Origin of the sequence: Buchnera aphidicola (Stegophylla sp.) (genome assembly GCF_005080785.1) — a bacterium.
In the GTDB taxonomy this organism is placed as follows: domain Bacteria; phylum Pseudomonadota; class Gammaproteobacteria; order Enterobacterales; family Enterobacteriaceae; genus Buchnera_L; species Buchnera_L aphidicola_AQ.
Map to the genome: position 1 here is coordinate 132,527 of NZ_CP032998.1, position 21,131 is coordinate 153,657.

Annotated in this window: 16 protein-coding genes and 1 other RNA gene; 6 read left to right on the plus strand and 11 right to left on the minus strand. The window is 22.9% G+C overall.

All coding sequences use genetic code 11. The features are described from left to right. Window positions 1-34: 34 nt before the first annotated feature. A complete protein-coding gene (gene pta, locus D9V79_RS00595) occupies window positions 35-2,125 on the plus strand; it encodes a phosphate acetyltransferase (RefSeq protein ID WP_158351679.1) in 2,091 nt (696 codons plus the stop codon). A gap of 14 nt (window positions 2,126-2,139) precedes the next feature. On the opposite strand, the gene yfaE is transcribed toward pta, so the two are convergent. The 4 genes from yfaE to gyrA form a co-directional block, all read right to left on the minus strand. Further along, complete coding sequence (gene yfaE, locus D9V79_RS00600) at window positions 2,140-2,433, minus strand: class I ribonucleotide reductase maintenance protein YfaE (protein WP_158351681.1); 294 nt, start codon at window positions 2,431-2,433, stop codon at window positions 2,140-2,142. Further along, the gene (nrdB, locus tag D9V79_RS00605) at window positions 2,408-3,541 is read right to left on the minus strand and encodes a class Ia ribonucleoside-diphosphate reductase subunit beta (protein ID WP_158351684.1); all 1,134 of its coding nucleotides are present in this window, start codon (window positions 3,539-3,541) and stop codon (window positions 2,408-2,410) included. The genes yfaE and nrdB overlap by 26 nt, the downstream gene beginning before the upstream one ends. Before the next feature lie 32 nt (window positions 3,542-3,573). Further along, window positions 3,574-5,859 carry a class 1a ribonucleoside-diphosphate reductase subunit alpha gene (nrdA, locus tag D9V79_RS00610; protein WP_158351686.1) on the minus strand — a complete coding sequence of 762 codons (2,286 nt, stop codon included), beginning with the start codon at window positions 5,857-5,859 and terminating at the stop codon, window positions 3,574-3,576. Between the two features lie 108 nt (window positions 5,860-5,967). Beyond that, a complete protein-coding gene (gyrA, locus tag D9V79_RS00615) occupies window positions 5,968-8,487 on the minus strand; it encodes a DNA topoisomerase (ATP-hydrolyzing) subunit A (protein ID WP_158351688.1) in 2,520 nt (839 codons plus the stop codon). 188 nt (window positions 8,488-8,675) lie between these two features. Between gyrA and D9V79_RS00620 the strand changes: the two genes are divergently transcribed. Then, complete coding sequence (locus D9V79_RS00620) at window positions 8,676-9,377, plus strand: DUF2076 domain-containing protein (protein ID WP_158351691.1); 702 nt, start codon at window positions 8,676-8,678, stop codon at window positions 9,375-9,377. A gap of 85 nt (window positions 9,378-9,462) precedes the next feature. On the opposite strand, the gene D9V79_RS00625 is transcribed toward D9V79_RS00620, so the two are convergent. Next, complete coding sequence (locus D9V79_RS00625; protein ID WP_158351693.1) at window positions 9,463-10,050, minus strand: redoxin domain-containing protein; 588 nt, start codon at window positions 10,048-10,050, stop codon at window positions 9,463-9,465. A 201-nt stretch (window positions 10,051-10,251) separates the two neighbouring features. Between D9V79_RS00625 and ung the strand changes: the two genes are divergently transcribed. Then, entirely contained in the window at window positions 10,252-10,896 is a 645-nt protein-coding gene (gene ung, locus D9V79_RS00630) for a uracil-DNA glycosylase (protein ID WP_158351695.1), read from the plus strand. 41 nt (window positions 10,897-10,937) lie between these two features. Here ung and D9V79_RS00635 read toward each other — a convergent pair whose 3' ends face one another. Further along, a complete protein-coding gene (locus D9V79_RS00635) occupies window positions 10,938-11,447 on the minus strand; it encodes a nucleotide exchange factor GrpE (protein ID WP_158351697.1) in 510 nt (169 codons plus the stop codon). A 114-nt stretch (window positions 11,448-11,561) separates the two neighbouring features. Here D9V79_RS00635 and nadK point away from each other — a divergent pair, with 114 nt between their 5' ends. Next, complete coding sequence (gene nadK, locus D9V79_RS00640; RefSeq protein WP_158351699.1) at window positions 11,562-12,437, plus strand: NAD(+) kinase; 876 nt, start codon at window positions 11,562-11,564, stop codon at window positions 12,435-12,437. Between the two features lie 76 nt (window positions 12,438-12,513). Here the strand turns inward: nadK and ssrA are convergent. Further along, window positions 12,514-12,885, minus strand: a transfer-messenger RNA (tmRNA) gene (gene ssrA / locus D9V79_RS00645). A 138-nt stretch (window positions 12,886-13,023) separates the two neighbouring features. Between ssrA and grxD the strand changes: the two genes are divergently transcribed. Together grxD and D9V79_RS00655 are read left to right on the plus strand one after the other, a co-directional pair. Further along, the gene (grxD, locus tag D9V79_RS00650) at window positions 13,024-13,344 is read left to right on the plus strand and encodes a Grx4 family monothiol glutaredoxin (RefSeq protein WP_158351702.1); all 321 of its coding nucleotides are present in this window, start codon (window positions 13,024-13,026) and stop codon (window positions 13,342-13,344) included. A gap of 1,044 nt (window positions 13,345-14,388) precedes the next feature. Continuing rightward, window positions 14,389-15,417 (plus strand): redox-regulated ATPase YchF, encoded by a 1,029-nt coding sequence (locus D9V79_RS00655; RefSeq protein ID WP_158351704.1) that lies wholly within the window; start codon window positions 14,389-14,391, stop codon window positions 15,415-15,417. A gap of 51 nt (window positions 15,418-15,468) precedes the next feature. On the opposite strand, the gene thrC is transcribed toward D9V79_RS00655, so the two are convergent. From thrC to dksA, 4 genes are all read right to left on the minus strand, one after another. Beyond that, window positions 15,469-16,770 (minus strand): threonine synthase, encoded by a 1,302-nt coding sequence (thrC, locus tag D9V79_RS00660; RefSeq protein WP_158351706.1) that lies wholly within the window; start codon window positions 16,768-16,770, stop codon window positions 15,469-15,471. A gap of 5 nt (window positions 16,771-16,775) precedes the next feature. Continuing rightward, complete coding sequence (gene thrB, locus D9V79_RS00665) at window positions 16,776-17,708, minus strand: homoserine kinase (protein ID WP_158351708.1); 933 nt, start codon at window positions 17,706-17,708, stop codon at window positions 16,776-16,778. A gap of 17 nt (window positions 17,709-17,725) precedes the next feature. Then, window positions 17,726-20,182 carry a bifunctional aspartate kinase/homoserine dehydrogenase I gene (gene thrA, locus D9V79_RS00670; protein ID WP_158351710.1) on the minus strand — a complete coding sequence of 819 codons (2,457 nt, stop codon included), beginning with the start codon at window positions 20,180-20,182 and terminating at the stop codon, window positions 17,726-17,728. Between the two features lie 333 nt (window positions 20,183-20,515). Next, on the minus strand, window positions 20,516-20,980 hold the full coding sequence (gene dksA, locus D9V79_RS00675) for an RNA polymerase-binding protein DksA (RefSeq protein ID WP_158351712.1): 465 nt from the start codon (window positions 20,978-20,980) through the stop codon (window positions 20,516-20,518). Window positions 20,981-21,131 lie beyond the last annotated feature (151 nt).

Here is a 21,131-nt window from a genome sequence, read left to right on the forward strand (position 1 = left end):
TATATGAAAGTTTTTAATTTATTTTAGGATAATTGTGAAACGTAATATCATGTTAATCCCAGTATCAAAAAATATTAATTTAACAATAATTAGTTTAGGTTTAATTAATTTTTTTGAAGAATTAAATCATAGTGTATTATTTTTTAAACCATTTTATGAATTACATAATTGTTATGATGTATTAGATGATACTAGTTTAATTTTAAAAAAATATTTTTCTACTTCTTTTATTAATTCTCATCATATAAATAAAAAATTTTTTCTTTTAGAAAAATTTAAAAATAAGTATTTACTAGAAAATAGTATTGATTTATTTTTGAAGAATAAAATATATTATGATATTTTATTGATTGAAGGTGTCAATAATAATAGTCATAATTTTTTGATTAATGATTTAAATTTAGATTTGTCGTATCATTTAAAATCTGATTTAATTTTTGTGTTTTCTCATGATGATTATAAAAATATTATTTTTTTTTTAAAAAAAATAAAAAATTTCAATATTTCAAACAATTTTTTAGGTATTATAATTAATAATACTTTTTTAAATTTTCAAGATATATATATTAATCGTGTTAGTAAGCATATAAAATCACAATGTATTGATAATATACCGATTATTGCTGATATTAGATATAATTGTGATGTGTTATTTTATCCGATTAGTAAAATACTGACATTATTAAAAGTACATAAAATTTTAAAAATAAATTTTAATGTTAATGTAGTAAAATTATTTTTATTTTATGATAATTTAATATTTGATTATGAATATAATTATTCTCATTCTATTTTGATTATTTCATATGATATTTTTGTTCATAAGTTTATACATATTCTTAAGCGAAAATTAAATTTTTTCAATTTTTATGCTATAATATTATTTAATGTTAAAGATTGTCACACATTACAATATGGTTTTTTGAAAGATATTAAAAAATTTAATATTTCTTTTTTTTATACTTTATTAGATATTAATATTATTAAATTAATTATAAATCGATGTCATATAAATATTTTGAAGTATAATCAAAATCAATTAAAAAAATTAAGTAATTATATTTCTAATTGTTTAAATGAAAAATATATTATTTCTCATACAAAATGTAATAAAAAAAAATATTTTTCTCATCTGTCATCTTTTTCATTTTTATATAATCTTAAAAAATATGCTAAGAAACTTAATAAATGTATTTTATTACCTGAAGGTAATGAATTACGTATTATCCAATCTGCTGCTATAGCAAATGAATTAGGTATTGCACGATGTGTATTATTAGGAAACGTTGATGAAATACATCAAATTGCATTATCAAATAATATTATATTGTCAAAAAATATTAATATTATTAATCCTAAAAATATTTATTTTAATTATGTTCATAAATTAGTACAATTACGTTATAAAAAAGGTATGACTTTTGAATTAGCAAAATCAATTGTTTATCATAGTAATATAATTTTAGGATCTTTAATGTTACATGTAGGTGAAATTGATGGTATAGTATGCGGTGTACGATATACAAGTATTGATGTATTAAAATCTGCATTACAGATTATTGGAGTAAATAAAAAAAAAAATGTTTCTTTAGTTTCTTCAATTTTTTTTATGTTACTGAAAAATCATGTATTAGTTTATGGAGATTGTTCAGTAAATATTAATCCTAATTTTCAACAATTGTCGGAAATTGCTATTCAATCTGCGGACTTGTCTAAAAAATTTGGTATAGAACCCAGAATTGCAATGCTTTCATATTCTACTGGGTTATCTGGACAAGGGGAATCAGTAGAGAAAGTAAGGCAAGCAACGATTTTAATTAAAAAAAATAGGCCAGATTTAGTGGTTGATGGTCCTATTCAATATGATGCATCAGTCAATGAATTTATTTCATCTATTAAATCTCCATCATCTCCTTTGTTAGGTCAAGCAACAGTATTAATTTTCCCTGATTTAAATTCTGGAAATATTACATATAAAGCTATTCAACAATCTTTAGGGGTATATTCTATAGGTCCAATATTACAAGGTTTAAATAAACCTGTGAATGATTTATCTCGTGGTGCATCGATTGATGATATTGTATATACTATTGCAGTAACTGCAATACAATCTGATCAAGAATAATTTTTGTATTTGTTTTATAACATGGCAATGATGATATTACTATTTATAGTACAATAACATGATAAAATTTCTCCAGGATTAAGAAAAGCTATAAAATTGTTATTAAAATATTTAATTTTTCCTTTTATTAATTTTATTCGACATGTACCACAATATCCTGTTTGACATTGATATAGTATATGAATATGATTGAATTGTAATATTTTTAATAATGAATATTTTTTGTATTTTTTATGAATTTTATATATTTTATTATTTAATGTTATAGTATAATACTTATGATTATAATTTGAAATTTTTGAATTCATGGTTTTTTATTTTAGAATCTATTTGTCCTGTTAAATATGAACTATTTTCTATCTCTTGAGGGGCTGTTTGTACATGATCTGATATCAGCCAATTATTAATCCATGGAATAGGATTAGATTGTTTTGGAAAAATATGAGGTAAATTAATAGCTTGCATTCTTATATTAGTAATATATTCTATATATTTCCATAATATATTTTTATTTAATCCCAACATAGAACCATTTTGAAATAGATATTCAGCCCATTTTTTTTCTTGTTGTGCCGCTTGTTTGAATAAATGAATCGATTCGTTGTGCGATTCATTAATAATTTTTTTCATCATTGGATCATTTTCATAGTTTTTTAGAATATTGATAATATGTTGAGTACCAGTCAGATGTAAAGATTCATCTCTTGCAATTAATCTAATAATTTTGGCATTACCTTCCATTAATGCACATTCTGCAAATGCAAATGAACAAGCAAAACTGACATAAAATCGAATTGCTTCGAGAACATTAATATTAATTAAACATAAATATAATGCTTTTTTTAATGTTTTAATATTAACTTCTATATTTTTATTTTTTTTTACTTGATATGTTCCTGATCCAAATAAATGCCAATATTCTGTTATAGTAATTAATAAATCATAATAATGTGATATATCTTTTGCTCTATTACAAATATTTTTATTAGAAATAATATTATCAAATATTATTGCAGGATTATTTACTATATTTCTAATAATATGTGTGTAAGATCTAGAATGAATAGTTTCTGAAAAAGACCATGTTTCTATCCATGTTTCTAATTCGGGAATAGAAATAATAGGTAAAAAAGCTATATTTGGACTTCTTCCTTGAATTGAGTCTAATAATGTTTGATATTGTAAATTACTAATAAAAATATGTTTTTCGTGTTTTTTTAATTTTTTGAAATCAATACGATCTTTAGATAAGTCTATTTCTTCTGGTCTCCAAAAAAAAGATAATTGTTTTTCTATTAATTGTTCAAAAATTTTATATTTTTGTTGATCATATCGAGCTATATTTACAGATTGTCCAAAAAACATTGGTTCTTGTAATTGGTTATTATTTATTTTAGAAAATGTTGTGTATAACATGTTTAAATACCTATATGTAATTAATAAATTTTTTATAGTATACAAGATCCACTGGTACAATCATAATTATGATTTGTATTAAAGTTTTTATTTTTGTATTCTATATAACTATCTCTAGTATTTTGATAATATAATGTTTTTATTCCTAATTGATAAGCTTTTAACAAATCTTTAATTAATATTTGCATTGGTATTTTATTGTTTGGAAATTTTTTGGGATCATAATTAGTATTTGTGGATATTGATTGATCAATGAATTTTTGCATTATTCCAACTAATTCTAAATATCCGTTGTTGTTTGGTATATTCCATAAGAACTCATATTTTGATTTTAGTTTTTTATATTCTGGTATTACTTGTTTTAACATACCATCTTTTGATGCTTTAATTGTAATACAACTTCTTGGAGGTTCAATACCATTTGTAGCATTGGAAATTTGAGAGGATGTTTCAGATGGCATAATTGCTGATACAGTTGAATTTCTTAATCCATATTTTTTAATTTTATTTTTTATTTTTTTCCAGTTTAAATGTAAGGGTTCATTACATATGTTATCAATATGTTTTTTATAAGTATCTATTGGTAATATTCCATTATAATAATTCGTTTGGTTAAACCAATCACATGGTCCTTTTTCTTTTGCTAGATTACAAGATGCATTTAATAAATAATATTGAATATATTCAAAAGTTTTATGTGTTAGATTGTTTGCACTACCATCAGAATATCGAACATTATTTTTTGCTAAATAATATGCAAAATTAATAACTCCAATGCCTAATGCTCGTCTTTTTTTAGCTCCTTTTTCTGCTGCAAAAATAGGATATATTTGGTAATCAATGATTTCGTCTAAAGCTCTTACTATTAAATTTGATAATTTTTTTAGTTCTTTTAAATTGTTAATAACACCTAAATTAAACGCAGATAATGTACATAAAGCAATTTCAGCATTTTTATCATGAATATCATGAATAGGAGTAGTAGGTAATGTAATTTCTAAACATAAATTAGATTGTTTAATAGGAGCAATATGGGGATTAAATGCACTATGTGAATTACAATGATCAACATTTTGTATATAAATTCTTCCAGTTGATGTTCTTTCTTGCATGATTAGTGTAAATAAATCTATTGCTTTAATTTTTTTTTTTCTTAATGTGTCATCTTTTTCATATTTTATATATAGTTTTTTAAATTTTTTTTGATCAGAAAAAAAATATTTATATAATTTTGGAACATTAGCAGGATTAAACAATGTGATGTATTTTTGAGATAGTAATCTTAAGTACATGAATTTATTAATTTGTATTCCATAATCGACATGTCGTACTCGGTTTTCTTCAATACCTTTATTATTTTTTAAAATAATTAAACTTTGCACTTCTAAATGCCATATTGGATAAAATAGTGTTGCTGAACCTCCTCGAATTCCGCCTTGCGAACAAGATTTTACTGCTGTTTGAAAATGTTTAAAAAATGGTATACATCCTGTATGAAATGTTTCTCCATTTCTAATAGAACTACCAATTGCTCGTATTTGACCTACATTAATTCCAATTCCTGCTCTTTGTGATATATATTTTATAATGGAACTAGAAGTGGCATTAATTGAATCTAAACTATCTGCACATTCAATTAAAACACATGAACTAAATTGTCGGGTAGGTGTACGTACTCCAGACATAATTGGTGTAGATAATGAAATTTTAAATTTTGATATAGCATTATAAAAATCTTGAATGTATTTCATGCGAATATGTTTAGGATATTTTGAAAATAAACATGCTGAAATAAGTATATATAAAAATTGTGCACTTTCATAAATTTTACCATTTATTCTATTTTTAACTAAATATTTTTTTTCTAGTTGTTTGACGGCAGCATATGAAAATTTCATATCTCGATCATGTTTGATAAAAGAATCCATATATTCATATTCTTGTTGAGAATAATTTTTTAAAAGATCTTTATCATATTTTTTAAGTTTTATCATATTTTTTACATGTTGATATAATTTAGGTGGTTGAAATGTGCCGAATGCTTCTTTTCTTAGATATGCAATAGATAATCGAGCGGATACATATTGATAATCAGGTGTTTTTTTAGAAATTAAATCTGCCGAACATTTAATTATAATTTTGTGAATAGTAACCGTTTTTATTTGATCATAAAATTGTATTGTAGCGTTCAATTCTATTTTAGATATAGAAATATTTTTAAAGCCTTGTGATGCTAATTTTAATAATTTACGTATTTTATTTAAATTTATTTTTTCTATTGTTCCATTTCTTTTGATAACTGATAAATGTTGATTCATATTAAATAACCAGCATTAAAATAATTTTAAAATATGTGTATCATTATATTGTTATAATAATGTAAATTAATATAATATAAATTATTTTTTGTAAATATATTGGTTGTTTTAAGAAATTTTTTGTAATGCTACAACTTTTTCTTGTTTAGATGTTCGAATAAGAATAACGCCTTGTGTATTTCGTCCTAATGTTCTAATTTCAGATACGCGTATACGCACTAATGTTCCTGCATCAGTAATAATAAGAATTTGATCATTTTCATATACTTGTATAGCGCTGATCATAATACTATTTTTTTTTGTTATTTTAATTGATCTAATTCCTTTAGTAGCTCTCGATTTAATGGGAAATTGTTGAATTTGAGTTCTTTTACCATATCCATTTTCTGTTACGGTTAAAATTTCACCATTTTTTTTTGGAACTAATAGAGATACAACTTTATCATTTTTTTCTATTTTTATTCCTTGTACCCCAGAAGCAGTTCTACCCATTTTTCTTACTTCTTTTTCAGGAAAGTGTACTATTTTCCCTTTTTGGCTAAATAACATAATATTATTTTGACCATTTGTTAATGATGCTCCTATTAATTCATCATTATTTTTTAAATTAATAGCGATGATTCCTGTAGATCTGGGTTTTTTAAATGCATGTAATGCTGTTTTTTTTACTCTACCTTGTGCAGTAGACATAAAGACATTGGTATTATTTTCATATGTATTAAAATTAAGGATTGCAGTAATTCTTTCTTTTTGATTTAACGGTAATAAATTAATGATAGGTGTACCGCGTGAATGTCGATTAGCTTCAGGTAGTTGGTACACTTTAATTCTATATAATATTCCTTGATTTGAAAAACATAAAATAGTGTCATGTGTATTAGTAATTAATAATGTTTCAATAAAATCTTCTTTTTTAGTGTTAGCAGCTGATTTACCCTTTCCTCCTCTATGTTGTGCTTCATAATCAGATAATGGTTGATATTTGACGTATCCTAAATGTGATAATGTCACTACTACATCTTCCTTTGTAATAGTATTTTCAATATTAAAATCTATATCATTATTTTTTATTTCAGTTTTTCTATTATCTCCAAAAGTATTTTGAATATTTTTTAATTCTTCTTGAATAACTTGCATAATGTTGTTATTATTTTTTAATATATGTATTATTGATTTAATTTTACTGATTAATTGATTGTGTTTTTTTGATATATTATTATATTCTAAATGAGTTAATTTATTTAATTTTAATTCTAGAATAGATCGAATTTGTTGTTTTGTAAATTTATATTTTTTATTTTCAATGTTATAATTTTCTTTATGTATATTAATTAATTCTATATTTTTTGTATTAATAATTTTAGATATTTTTTCATCAATTATCCATTTTTGAGTAGCTAATAATTTTTGTGCATGTTTATTTGTATTAGATGTTTTAATAATTGTAATAATTTTTTTAATGTTAGTTAATGCAATTGTTAATCCTTGTAATATATGTGCTTTATTTTTATTTTTATTTAATTCAAATATGCTTCGACGAATGATTATATTTTTACGGTGTAATAAAAAATATTTTAAAATATTTTTTAAAGACATCGTTTTTGGTTGTCCATGATATAATGCTACCATATTAATACCAAAAACAATTTGCATAGGTGTCAGTATATATAGTTGATTTAGTAATATTTCTATAATTGTATTTTTTTTTATTTCTATAACAATACGCATACCATCTTTATCAGATTCATCTCGTAAAGCATGTATTCCTTCAATTTTTTTATTTTTTACTAGTTCTGCTATTTTTTCAATTAATTTAGATTTGTTGATTTGGTAAGGGATTTCATAGATAATAATAGATTTTCTTTGATTTTTAGGATTAATTTCTATTTTATGTTTGGATTTAATATAAATTTTTCCTTTTCCTGTTCGATATGCGTTTTCAATCCCTTGTTTTCCATTTATAATACCTGATGTTGGGAAATCAGGACCTGGTATATATTGCATTAATTTTTTTAATGATATTTTTTTATCTTTAATATATGCTAAACATGCATTAATGACTTCATTTAAATTATGGGGAGGGATATTAGTAGCCATACCTACTGCTATTCCTGATGCACCATTAATTAATAAGTTTGGTATTTTTGTTGGAAGAATTTCGGGTATTTTTTCTGTTTCGTCGTAATTGTAAGAAAATTTTACAGTGTTTTTGTCTAAATCAGATAATAATTCATGTGCTATTTTAGACATTCGTATTTCTGTATATCGCATAGCTGCTGCTGAATCACCATCAATGGATCCAAAATTTCCTTGACCGTCGATAAGAGTGTATCGTAAAGAGAAATTTTGAGCCATTCGTACTATAGCTTCGTAAACAGCTGTATCTCCATGAGGATGATACTTTCCTATTACATCACCTACAACTCTTGCGGATTTTTTATATGGTTTATTCCAAATGTTATTTAATATTTTCATTGCAAATAGTATTCGACGATGTACTGGTTTTAGTCCGTCACGAACATCAGGTAAAGCTCGTCCCATAATAACTGACATAGCATAATCTAAATAAGAAGATTTTAATTCTTTTTTAATGTCGACCTGTTTTATATTTTTTTTAAGGTCTTGCATATAATTATTTCTCTTTAAATTCATTTATTTTCTTTATTGAATGTAAAATGATATTATAATAAAATTTTTATGAATAAATAATATTTTATTTTGAATATTTATATTATAATTGAAATAAATTATTTATTTTATTTTTTAATGTATGTATATTATATAATAAACATGATTATTTAACTATAGGAGCTCTTATGAAAGATGAAGAAAAAAAAATGATAAAAAATTTGTTTTGCAGATTACAAAATACAGAATATCAATTTCCTCATCGAGATCAAGAAGCGGAAAAAATGATTCATAATTTATCATCTAAACAAAGTCATTCAATATATTATATGGTACAAACAATTTTAGTGCAGGAGTCAGTAATAAACAGATTGAATAATGCAGTTAAATTATTAAAAAATAAAAATAATAATAAAAATGTTAATAATACTTCGTTTTTATCAAATCAGTTACATGATGATATTTTTAATCATTCTTCTATGGAGAATATACAGTCTAGTTCTTCGCCTAATACTCGTCAGATTCAAGGTGGAACTGAGAATGTTCAAAATGGGGGTATTGCAAAAAATAACACGAGTCGTGGAGGAGGTACGTCTAGTTTTTTAAGTAATGCTTTACAAACAGCAGTAGGTGTTGCTGGAGGTATGGTGGCTGGAAATATGTTAACTAATTTATTTAATCATGATTTATCTGATAAAAGTGTGGATAATATATTAAATACTACATACTTAGATTCTAATCCTATGACTTCATCAAACAACGTAGAAGATGATATAACTTCTAGATCAGAATTACCAAAAGATACAAATATTAGTCACGATTGTGAAGAATATGTTGAATATCAAGATTCTGATGTAGATGATGTTTTAGATGATGATAATTTATTTTAATTATACAAAATAAATTATTTATTGATTTGTATAAGACCAGCAAAATAGAATTTATGCTGGTGTTATAGGTTTGATATTCAAGAATTTATTTGTTGAAGTATTGAATTAATCCTTCGTTGGAAGGTTGAAGACTGCGTTGTCCTTTTTCCCAGTTTGCGGGACAGACATCTCCATGTTGATCATGAAATATAATTGCATCAATCATGCGTATTATATCATGTATATTTCTACCAAAAGGTAAATCATTTATAATTTCATGTCTAATAATGCCGTATTTATCAATTAAAAAAGATGCTCTTAATGCAACTCCTATATGAGGGTGAGTAACATTATAATCATTTTGTATTATTCCTTGGATATCGGATACCATAGTATATTGAATATTACCGATGCCTCCTTGTTTGATTGGTGTATTTTTCCATGCATTATGAACAAATACTGAGTCCCTGGAAACTCCGATAATTTTTGTTTTACGTTTTTTAAATTCTGAATATAATTTATTGAAAGCAATAATTTCTGTTGGACATACGAAAGTAAAATCCATTGGCCAGAAAAATAAGACTGTTATTTTGTTTTTTATTTCTTTATGAAAATTAAATTTGTTTATAATGGTACCGTTTTTTAATATAGCAGGTGCAATAAAGTTTGGTGCATATTTTGTGACTAATGTCATAATATTTCCTTTGTATATTATTATGAGTCAACATAATAAAAATATTTTTGTAATTGTTATAATACTAATATTATTATATATTTTATTTTTATTTATATTTGTTGGTGTTAGTATTTTATTTATGTTAGTAATATAAGATATATGCAATGTATTATAATGATATAATTTTATGTTTTTATATAATAATATGAAAATTTAAATATGAATTGGAAAAAAATATTTATATGCCAAAAAAAAATATTATTAGATATTTTATTAAAAGTGTCTAAAGAACGTTTAACAAAAAAAATTTATCCTCCAAGATGTGATGTTTTTAATGCGTTTTATTTAACTCCTTTTCATAAAATCAAAGTAGTCATTCTGGGTCAAGATCCTTATTATCAAGAAAATCAAGCTCATGGATTAGCTTTTTCGGTACGTCCAGGTTGTAAACTTCCTGGTTCTTTAAAAAATATTTATCAAGAATTAGTTTCTGATTTATATATTCCGAAATTTGATTATGGTAATGGTTGTTTAAATTATTGGGCTCAACAAGGTATCTTATTGTTAAATACTATTTTAACTGTTGAATCTGGTCATCCTAGATCTCATATATCATTAGGTTGGAATAATTTTACTGATAGTATTATTTTTTATATTAATAAATATTTAAAAAATATTATTTTTGTATTGTGGGGGAAAGATGCTCAAAAAAAAACTAGTATTATAGATAATCGAAAGCATTATATTTTAAAATCTTCACATCCGTCTCCGTTATCAGCTCATTTAGGATTTTTTGGATGTGGCCATTTTTCAAAAATTAATAGAATCTTATTAAGTCAAAATGATAATCCAATTATTTGGTAATTTGAATATTTTTATATCAGATAAATAGTATTTTCAAGTTTTTAAATTTTTTTAAGAGTATTAAATAATGATTGTGTAATTATTTTTAATCCTTGTATTATAGTATGATGTTCTAATATTCCATTTTTAGTATTATGAATTATAATATTTAAATGATTAATATTTTTGGATAGTATTTTTGAAAAATTTTTTAAAACTTCTTTTTTAATATTGATTATTTTATGTTCAGTTTGTTTTTTTAAGTTTTCAATATTTGCTTGTGTACGTAATTGAATATCTTTTTTTTTTTTTTTTATATTACTTAATGTTTCATTTAATTCATAAAGCATGTTTTTAATTTTTTCATTTTCTTTTGTTATTGAAGATTTATTTTTTTTGTTATTTTTTTGATTTTCATTTTTTTTAAGTGTTTGTTTTAATTTATTTTTTATAATAGTGTCATGATGTTGATTGTTTATTTTTGATTTTTTTTGTTTTTTGGGATGAGAAGATGTATTATATTCATCGTATTGATCATTATGAATAGTTTTTTTTGGTTGATCTGTTTTCATTTTTTTTTTGTTTTATATTTTATTAATATATTTTTATTATAAGGATTTTCATATTTTGTTCAAGAAAATAAGTATGTTTTATTATTTTTATTTTATATATTTAGGATATAGTACATGAAAAAAAAATTTAATTGGATTGCTATTGTAGGTTATCCTAGATATTCAAGTTCATTTTTTACACATAAAGTTTTGTATTATTGGTTAACTAAAAATAATTATAATGTTGTTATAGAACGTAGTATTGCTAAAATTTTAAATTTTAAAAATGCTCGTGTTGGAACATTAATGGAAATTGGTAGTAAATGTGATTTAGCAATCGTAGTAGGTGGTGATGGTAATATGTTATATGTTTCAAGAATATTATCTTATTATCCTATTAGTATTATTGGTGTCAATAGAGGGAATCTGGGTTTTTTAACTGATTTAAATCCTGATACTGTTATTATATCATTATCGAAAATTTTATCTGGAGAATATAGTATAGAACGTCGTTTTTTATTAGAAGTAAGTATTGTAAAAAATCATAAGAAAAGAGTTTATATTGCTTTAAATGAATTTTTTTTGCATTCCGAAGAAGTGACTCATATGATAGAATTTGAGGTTTTTATTGATCAAAAATTTTCTTTTTATCAGAAATCAGATGGTTTAATTATATCTACTCCAACGGGTTCTACAGGATATTCATTATCTTCTGGTGGACCTATTTTATTTTCTTCTCTAGAAGCAATTATTTTGGTATCTATATTTCCCCATACTTTATTTTCTCGTCCTATAGTGATTCATAGTAATAGTATTATTGTATTAAAATTATTTTATTCAGATAAACAAGTGAATATTAATTGTGATAGTCAAGTAGTGATACCTGTAGATGAACATGATAAGATTATTGTTCGTAAAAGTAAAAATTATTTAAATCTTATTCATCCTAAAAGTTATCATTATTTTAATATTTTAAGTTCAAAATTAAATTGGTCTAAAAATTTTTTTTAATATATTTATATTTTATAGATAAATATTGATATAGATATTTATTATATTGTTTAGTGGAATAATATAGTTTATTGCTTTATGGAGCTGGCGGGATTTGAACCCGCGTCCAAAATATCTATATAACTTTAGTACTACATGCTTAGTCTTTTATGATACTTCTTAGTGTTTTAGTTTTAAAGACAAAACTATATTAAACACATATCTCATGTTTTTAATTATGATTCATATTCATGATGAGCGTCATGAATATGAGATTCTCTATTATAACCTTTATATATTATTCTTTAAGAGTTTTAAGAATAAAAAAGGGCTTTATTAGTTTATTAAGCTGCTAAAGCGTAGTTTTGTTTTTTTGCATTTATTAAAATTACGGTTTTTATCGAGGCCACCGTTCCTCGGCATGCACTAATAGTTTTTTGAATATTTTGTCGAATCCAATATCAGCCCCAGTAGAATAGTATTAATAAAATTGTTGATATATTTATTAATATTAATATAAGAATATTATATGTCAATATAAATTTTTATTTTATTGATATATAATATAATATAAATTATGTAATGTAAATTATTTATAGGATGTCGTATGAATATTATTGAAGTCATTAAAAAACAAATCAATCATAATAATATTTTATTATATATGAAAGGGTCACCTGATGCACCTAGCTGTGGTTTTTCAGCACAAGCTGTTCGTGCATTATCAGATTGTGGAGTACGTTTTGCGTATGTTGATGTTTTAGCAAATCAGGATATTCGTACAGAGTTACCTAAATATGCACAGTGGCCTACTTTTCCTCAATTATGGGTACAAGGAAAATTAATTGGAGGTTGTGATATTATATTAGAGATGTGGAATAATGGAGAATTAAAAAAACTATTGCGTGGTACAGGTAAGTTAGAGTAGTAATGAATATTTTATGGTATTGATTAGATTAAAATAATTTTTAATCTAATTAAATGATGTATATATTGATTTTGTATTTGCAATTAATAAAATATATTTATCAGTTTGCATTAGTAATAATTTTTAATGTATATAAAATTTTTTGATTTTATTTTTCATAATAATATTATATATAAATATGATTATATTATTAAAGTATAATAAGATATTATGATTTATATGGTATAATAATGTTTAATTTTCATGTAATTTTTAAAAATATTTTTATTATATTAAATATATAAAAATATTATATTAAGTAAAGAAATTTTTAATATTAATAATATATAAATATTATATTTATTTTTAAAATTGATATATTTACGATATTTTAAAATAATATTTTATTAATAGTAATATTCATAATTAGAAATATTTTTATAAATGTTATATATTTATTAAATATAAAATTTTTTCAAATATTAATATGGTGGTGTAATATTTAATTAAATATTTTAATATTATATACATTATAATCTGTTTGATAGTATATATGTTTGTTATATAAATATCATAATATTTTTCATAATAAAAGAAAAATATTTTTTGGTTATTTAGTATAATACAAATTTTGAAATTTATCTTTTTTGTTATTTGTTTTTAATATATTTATAACTATTTTATAATTTTTTACATTTTATGTCATTTTTTATGGTGTTTGTTAAAATTTAAAAATTTTTATTTGTGTATGGTTAGAGTTTTATGTATTGATTATAGTATAATGTAATTAATACATAGATATAGTTATAATGATTGTATTCAGTATGTAATGTTATAATAAAAAATTTATAAAATTTTAATTGGTATTACTTGTATAAATATATATTCGAAAAATTTTTTGTATTATGTGCATTTAAAAAATATGCATGAAATATGATATTTGAAGGTATGAATATAATATTTAAAATCGTTTGAATATTTTAAACAACAAGATAAATTTGTTTATGGAATCGAAATTATATTTTCAATTTTTTTTTATTTTTTATATTGAGGTATATAATTATTATGGGATTTAAATGTGGTATTATTGGTTTACCTAATGTTGGGAAGTCGACGTTATTTAATGTATTAACTAAATCATGTATACCGGCTAAAAATTTTATGTTTTGTACTATTAAACCTAATATTGGTTTTGCCCCTGTCTATGATGATCGATTACAAAAAATTTCAGAAATTATATCGCCTAAAAAAATTGTTCATACTTTTATCGAATTAGTGGATGTAGCGGGATTAGTGCAAGGAGCTTCTACAGGTTATGGATTAGGTAATCAGTTTTTATCTGATATAAGAAAGACAGATGCTATATTTCATGTTATTCGTTGTTTTATTGATGATAATATTCCTCACATTAATAATGTAATACAACCTATTGATGATATTGAAACAATAAATTTGGAATTAATGTTATCTGATCTTTCAATTTGTACGAAAATACTTTTATTAATAAACAAAAAACATAATAAAACAGTGTATGATATTAAAAAAATAAATATTCTAGAAAATTGTTGTAGATGTTTAAATGATCATATGTTACTTACGCATCTTAATTTAAATAGTGAAGAGATAAAATTAATAGATGAATATAATTTTCTGACACTGAAACCTATGTTATATATTGCTAACATTTCTCAATGTAATGGTAACAATGTTTATTTAAATGAATTATTACAATTTTCTGTATATAATAATATTTCTGTTATCCCAATTTGTATACTTGATAAATATAACACATCTGAATTAAATTTAATTATCGAAAAGGGATACAATTTATTAAATTTAAGAACTTTTTTCACTGTTGGAAAAAATGAAGTTCGATCTTGGGCAATACAAAAAAATAGCACTATTCTTGAGGCATCCAAAAAGATTCATACTGATTTTTACAGAGGTTTTATTCGTGCAAAAGTTATTGCTTATAAAGATTTTATTAAATATAAAAAATATAGTACTATACAGGAGTTTGGTAAGTTAAGGTTCGAAGGAAAAAGTTATATTGTTCAAGATGGTGATATTATACATTTTTTATTTAATGTTTAATGTTTTAGAGAAGAAATATTATATTTATTCTTCTCTTATAAATTAATATAATTATTGTTTTAATAGCAAAAATTTTTTTAATTTATTAAAATTTGGTTTCATATAGTATGATAGTAAAGGTAAATGAGAATATTTTTTTAATTCTTCAGGTAATTGTATGTTTTCATTTAATATTTTATCAACAATATGTTTAAATTTTGCTGGATGTGCTGTACCTAAAAATAAACCGAATTCGTCATGTTGTAATTTATGTTTTAGTAATCTGTATGCAATTGCTGCATGAGGTTCAGAAATGTATCCGTGATTCTTTAATTCAGATAATGTTTTTTTTGTTATAGAATCTGATACACTTCCAAAATTTAGTTTTTTTATTTTCCATTGTTTTCGGTGGAAAAGTTCTTGTACTCTAGGCCAGTTATTTGGTCTACTAATATCCATAGCATTAGAAATAGTAGAAATACAATGGTGAGGTTCCCATTTTCCAGTGCTCAAAAATCTAGGTACAGTATCATTAACATTTGTTGCTGCAATAAATGATTTAATAGGTAATCCCATTGATTTAGCTAATAAACCGGCTGTTAAGTTACCAAAATTACCACAAGGTATAGAAATAACTAATTGTTTTCTATTTTCTTGAGAAATTAAAGCGTATGCTTCAAAATAATAACATATTTGAGCAAGTAATCTACTGATATTAATAGAATTAGCAGAGTTTAATCCTATTTTAACTCTCAGTTCTTGGTCATTAAAAGCTTGTTTAACTAATTGTTGGCATTTATCAAAACTTCCATTAATTGAAATAGTTGTTATATTGTGCCCTAAGGTACAAAAGAGATTTTCTTGTAGTTTACTGATTTTACCATGAGGATATAATATAATAACGTTAACATTTTTTATTTTGTAAAATGCATGAGCTACTGCGGCTCCAGTATCACCAGATGTTGCAGTTAGTATTGTGGTTTTGTTATTCTTCATGATAGAATTATTTATATGAGATAATATTTGTGCCATAAATCTAGCACCAAAATCTTTGAATGCTAATGTTGGACCGTGAAACAATTCACAACAAGATATATTTTTTAATACTGGAACAATACGAGGTCCGGGGAATGAAAAGGCATTTTGTACATATTGTTTTAGATCTGTGGATTTAATTTCGTCTTTAAGAAACATAGACAAAATTTTTATACTTCTAGTGAAGAAATCCATATTTAATAATTTTTCTAATTCATATGGATGTATGGTAGGTAAATGTTTTGGAAAGAATAATCCTTGTTTATGCCCTAAACCCATGTTTACAGCTTGTAAAAAGTTTACTTGTTCGTTATGGTTTTTTAAATTGTATAGTTTCATGAAATTTATAATCCTATTTTTCTGGTTCCTTGGGTATCTATTTTACAGATATGAACAAATCCATTTTTATTTTTTAAATAATTATTTTCTAACCATAAGGTTATTTTAATGGCTATTTTTTTATTATCACAGATCATAAATATAGTTGGTCCAGATCCTGATATACCAAAATTTATGGCGCCTAATTGTAACATTTTTTTTTTAATAGTTATAAATTTAGGAATTAATTTAATTCGATAAGGTTCAGCGATTATATCTTTCATTAATTTTAATGCTAGATGATCTTGGTTAGTGTACAGTGCATGTATAAATCCTGCTAATAAACGACTGTGTTCAATACAAGTATGTTTACTATATTCGTTAGGTAAAATTAATCTTGCTTCTGATGTAGGTATTTTAATACCAGGCCAAGCTATAATCCATAACCAATGTTTAAAAAAAGGTATTGATTGACTGATTAAATTATTTTCTTGTATAATTAATTGTAATCCTCCGTAATAACATGGAGCAACGTTATCGTAATGTGGTTCTCCAGATATTTCTCCTTCAATTTTTCCCATAAGATGAATCAATTTATTTTGATTCAAGGGTTTATTACAGAATTTATTTATAGCTACTAAAGTGGATACAATAGAACATGCACTTGATCCTAATCCTGAACCAATTGGCATATTTTTTTCTAATATGATTAGAACTAATATTTTTTTTTTTATAATTTTACAAAAATAATGCCAACATTTCCATACAATATTTTGTTCTATTTTTTTTGGTAATTGAAAAGAAAAATTTCCTTTTATTATTAATTTGAATATTTGATTTGATTGTATTGTTATACAATCACCTAATAGTTTTCCATTAATAGGTGCTAATGCAGTACCTAAAACATCAAATCCGACATTAAGATTACCGATAGAGGCAGGTGAATAAATTTTTATCATATTTTTATTCCTAACTATTATGATAATGTTCGTATTAGATCAGAAAAAATTCCAGAAGCTGTTACTTGATTTCCTGCACCATAACCTCTTAATACTAATGGAATAGGATTATAATATTTACTATAAATTGTTAATGCATTTTCTCCATTTTTGACATTATATAATGGATCTTTAATATCAATTTTAGATAGTTTCACTTGACATATACCAGTATTTTTGATTTGACCTACAAATCGTAATACTTTATTTTTATCATGTGCTATCTGATATTTTCGATGAAAAAATATATCTAATTCTGGTAATTTAGATAGAAATATTTTTGTATCTTGGATATCTAAAAAATTTTTTGGTAATATTGAGGTAATTTGTATATCTTTTAATTCTAATTGATATCCTGATTCTCTTGCAATAATTAACAATTTTCTTGCAACATCTATTCCTGATAGGTCATCTTTTGGGTTTGGTTCTGTAAATCCTAATTTTTGTGCTAATTTAGTAGCTTCAGATATAGACATACCTTCTTCTAGTTTACCAAAAATGAATGATAAAGAACCTGATAATATGCCTTTAAAACTGATTAATTTATCTCCTGAAAGAAATAAATTTTTTAATGTTTCTATTATAGGTAATCCGGCGCTAACATTTGTTTCGTAAAGAAATTTTTTGTTTTTTTCTATTGATATATTTTTTATTTTTTGATATTGTTCCCAAGTTCCTGTATTGGCTTTTTTATTTGGTGTTACGATATGAATATTATGAGATAATATATTAGGGTAAAAATCAGGTATTTCTTGACTAGAGGTACAATCAACGATTACTGGATTGAATAAACGATAATTTGTTGCTGTTTTAATAATTTTTTTTATACAAAAATTTTGACTTTTTTTGTGAAAATTTGTTTCCCAATTATTTAAATCGATTTTTTTGGTATTAATTAACATATTTTTGGAATTAGCAATACCAAAAATGTTAAGATTTATTTTTTTTTGTTGTAAATATTTTTTTTGTTTTATTATTTGTTTAAGTAACGCTCTTCCTACACCACCAATACCAATTAAAAATAATTCAATATATTTTTGATTATATAATAGAATATTATGTATAATTTTAATATTTTTTTCAATATTATTATTATCAGTAATTATTGAAATAGCGTGTTTAGATAATTTATCAGTAATACATATAGTATTAATATCAGTATGTTCTATAGCATAAAATATTCTTGTTTTTAATGTTTTGTTTTTTTGTATATTATTACCAATAATAGATATGATTTTTAAATTTTGGATAATTTTAATAGGTTTTAATATTTTATTTTTTATTTCTAGTTGAAATGCATTTATAATTGAGGATTTAATTTTTTTATATTCTTGATGAAGTAAATGAAAAGTAATTTTATTTTCTGTTGGAGATTGTATTGTAAATATGTTATTTATTTTTTTTTGTGAGAACAAAAATAGTATTTTTTTTATAATGTCATTAATATTATTTAATTGAAGTATTTTAATTTTAATGATGATTATGTTATTAAGATATGTAATTCCTGTTATTGGTATTGGTTGGTATGTATGATGTATTTGAGTATTGTAAATTTTTGTTCCATTATGATGGGGGTAAGAAGTATTTTTTATTATACATGGTATATTTGATATGTGTAAAGGTAATATAGTTTTTGGATGTAATACTTTGGCTCCAAAATATGATAATGTTATTGCTTCTTGATATGAAATGGATTTTAATAATTGTGCATTGTTTACGATTCTAGGATCGCATGTATAAATTCCATCAACATCCGTCCAAATTTCGCATATGTTTGATTGTAAACATACAGATAATACTGAAGCAGAATAGTCTGATCCATTTCTTCCTAATATTACTAGTTCTTTATTTTTATTTCCAGCAATAAATCCTGGCATTAATATAATATGATCTTTTGGTATATTTAATTGTTGAATACGTTGCTTAGATTCTAAAATATTTACTGTAGCATTTAAGTAGTTTGTAGAAGCTAATATATTTTGTATGGGATTTATAGTAGTGACTTTATAATTTTTTGAAATAAGTATATAATTCATTATATATGTAGATAATATTTCACCTTTAGATATAATTATTGCGTATATATTATCTGGACATTGACGTAATATTTGTATACCTTGTGTCATATTTTGAATATTATTTATTTCATTATCGATTTTTGTAATTACTTTTATATCGTTAAAATTAGTTTGATATTTTTTAATACCTCTTATGAGTTCATAAAAAATATTTTTTAATTCTGTGAATAAATTTGTAGTTTTTTTATTTATTATTGAAAATTTAATAATGTTTTCTAAATAATTAGTTACTTTGGAAGGTGCAGATAATATTACTGAAATATTTTCAAATTTTATTTTTTTTTCGATAATATTAGATACATCAAGAAATTTTTTTGAATTTAATAAAGATGTTCCACCAAATTTTAAGGTTTTCATATAATTTATACTTCCTTGATTCGAAAAACTTCAATGATTTTGTTTTTAATATGATTTAATAGACATATTGGTAGTATTGAGTTGTGTTTGATACCAAGTATATTAGGTATTTTAAGGTATATTGTATGTATCATGATATATTTACGATTATTTTTTATATGTGTTTAATATTCGTTATTATAAGATATATAAAATTAGTTTTTATTATTAGTTAATTTTAGACAATATCATATTTGATTGATAAAATTTTGTGTTTTATTGCATTTATTTTTGTAGTTAATATTTTTAATAAGTATTAATAATATTTTTTTGATACAATTATAATAATTTTTTTTAAAATGATAATTTGATTCTTTGTTTATTTTTTATTTCTGATAATGATTGACAATCAATACATAGACTGGCTGTTGGTTTTGCTTCTAATCGTTTAATACCTATTTCAGTATTACATAATTCACAATATCCAAAATTTTCATTTTTTATTTTTATTAATGTTCTTTCAATTTTTATAATTGTTTTGTTTTCTCGATATTGATTTTTTAATTCTAAACTGAATTCTTCTTCTTGTACCGCTCGATCAATCATATCAGGAAGATTATTAAATTTATTATTTGAATATAGTAAAGTATTTTTTATTTTTTTATTGATTTGTTTTTTCCATGCATATAGAATTTTTTTAAAATGTATAATTTGATTATCGTTCATGTATTTTTCATTTTTTTTTTGTTTATATGGGTAAACACCTGCTATAGTTAAAATACTTAATGAAGATGTATTATTTTTTTTTATAATATTCATATTTTTCTCTTTTATTTTAGATATGATTTTATAGGTTAATATTATAATGATTAATATTAATTATTTTTATTAGTATTAATTCTAAAAAATTTATATTTTCATTGGAATATTATATATAATATCTTGTATTTTCATAAATTGTATAGTTTTA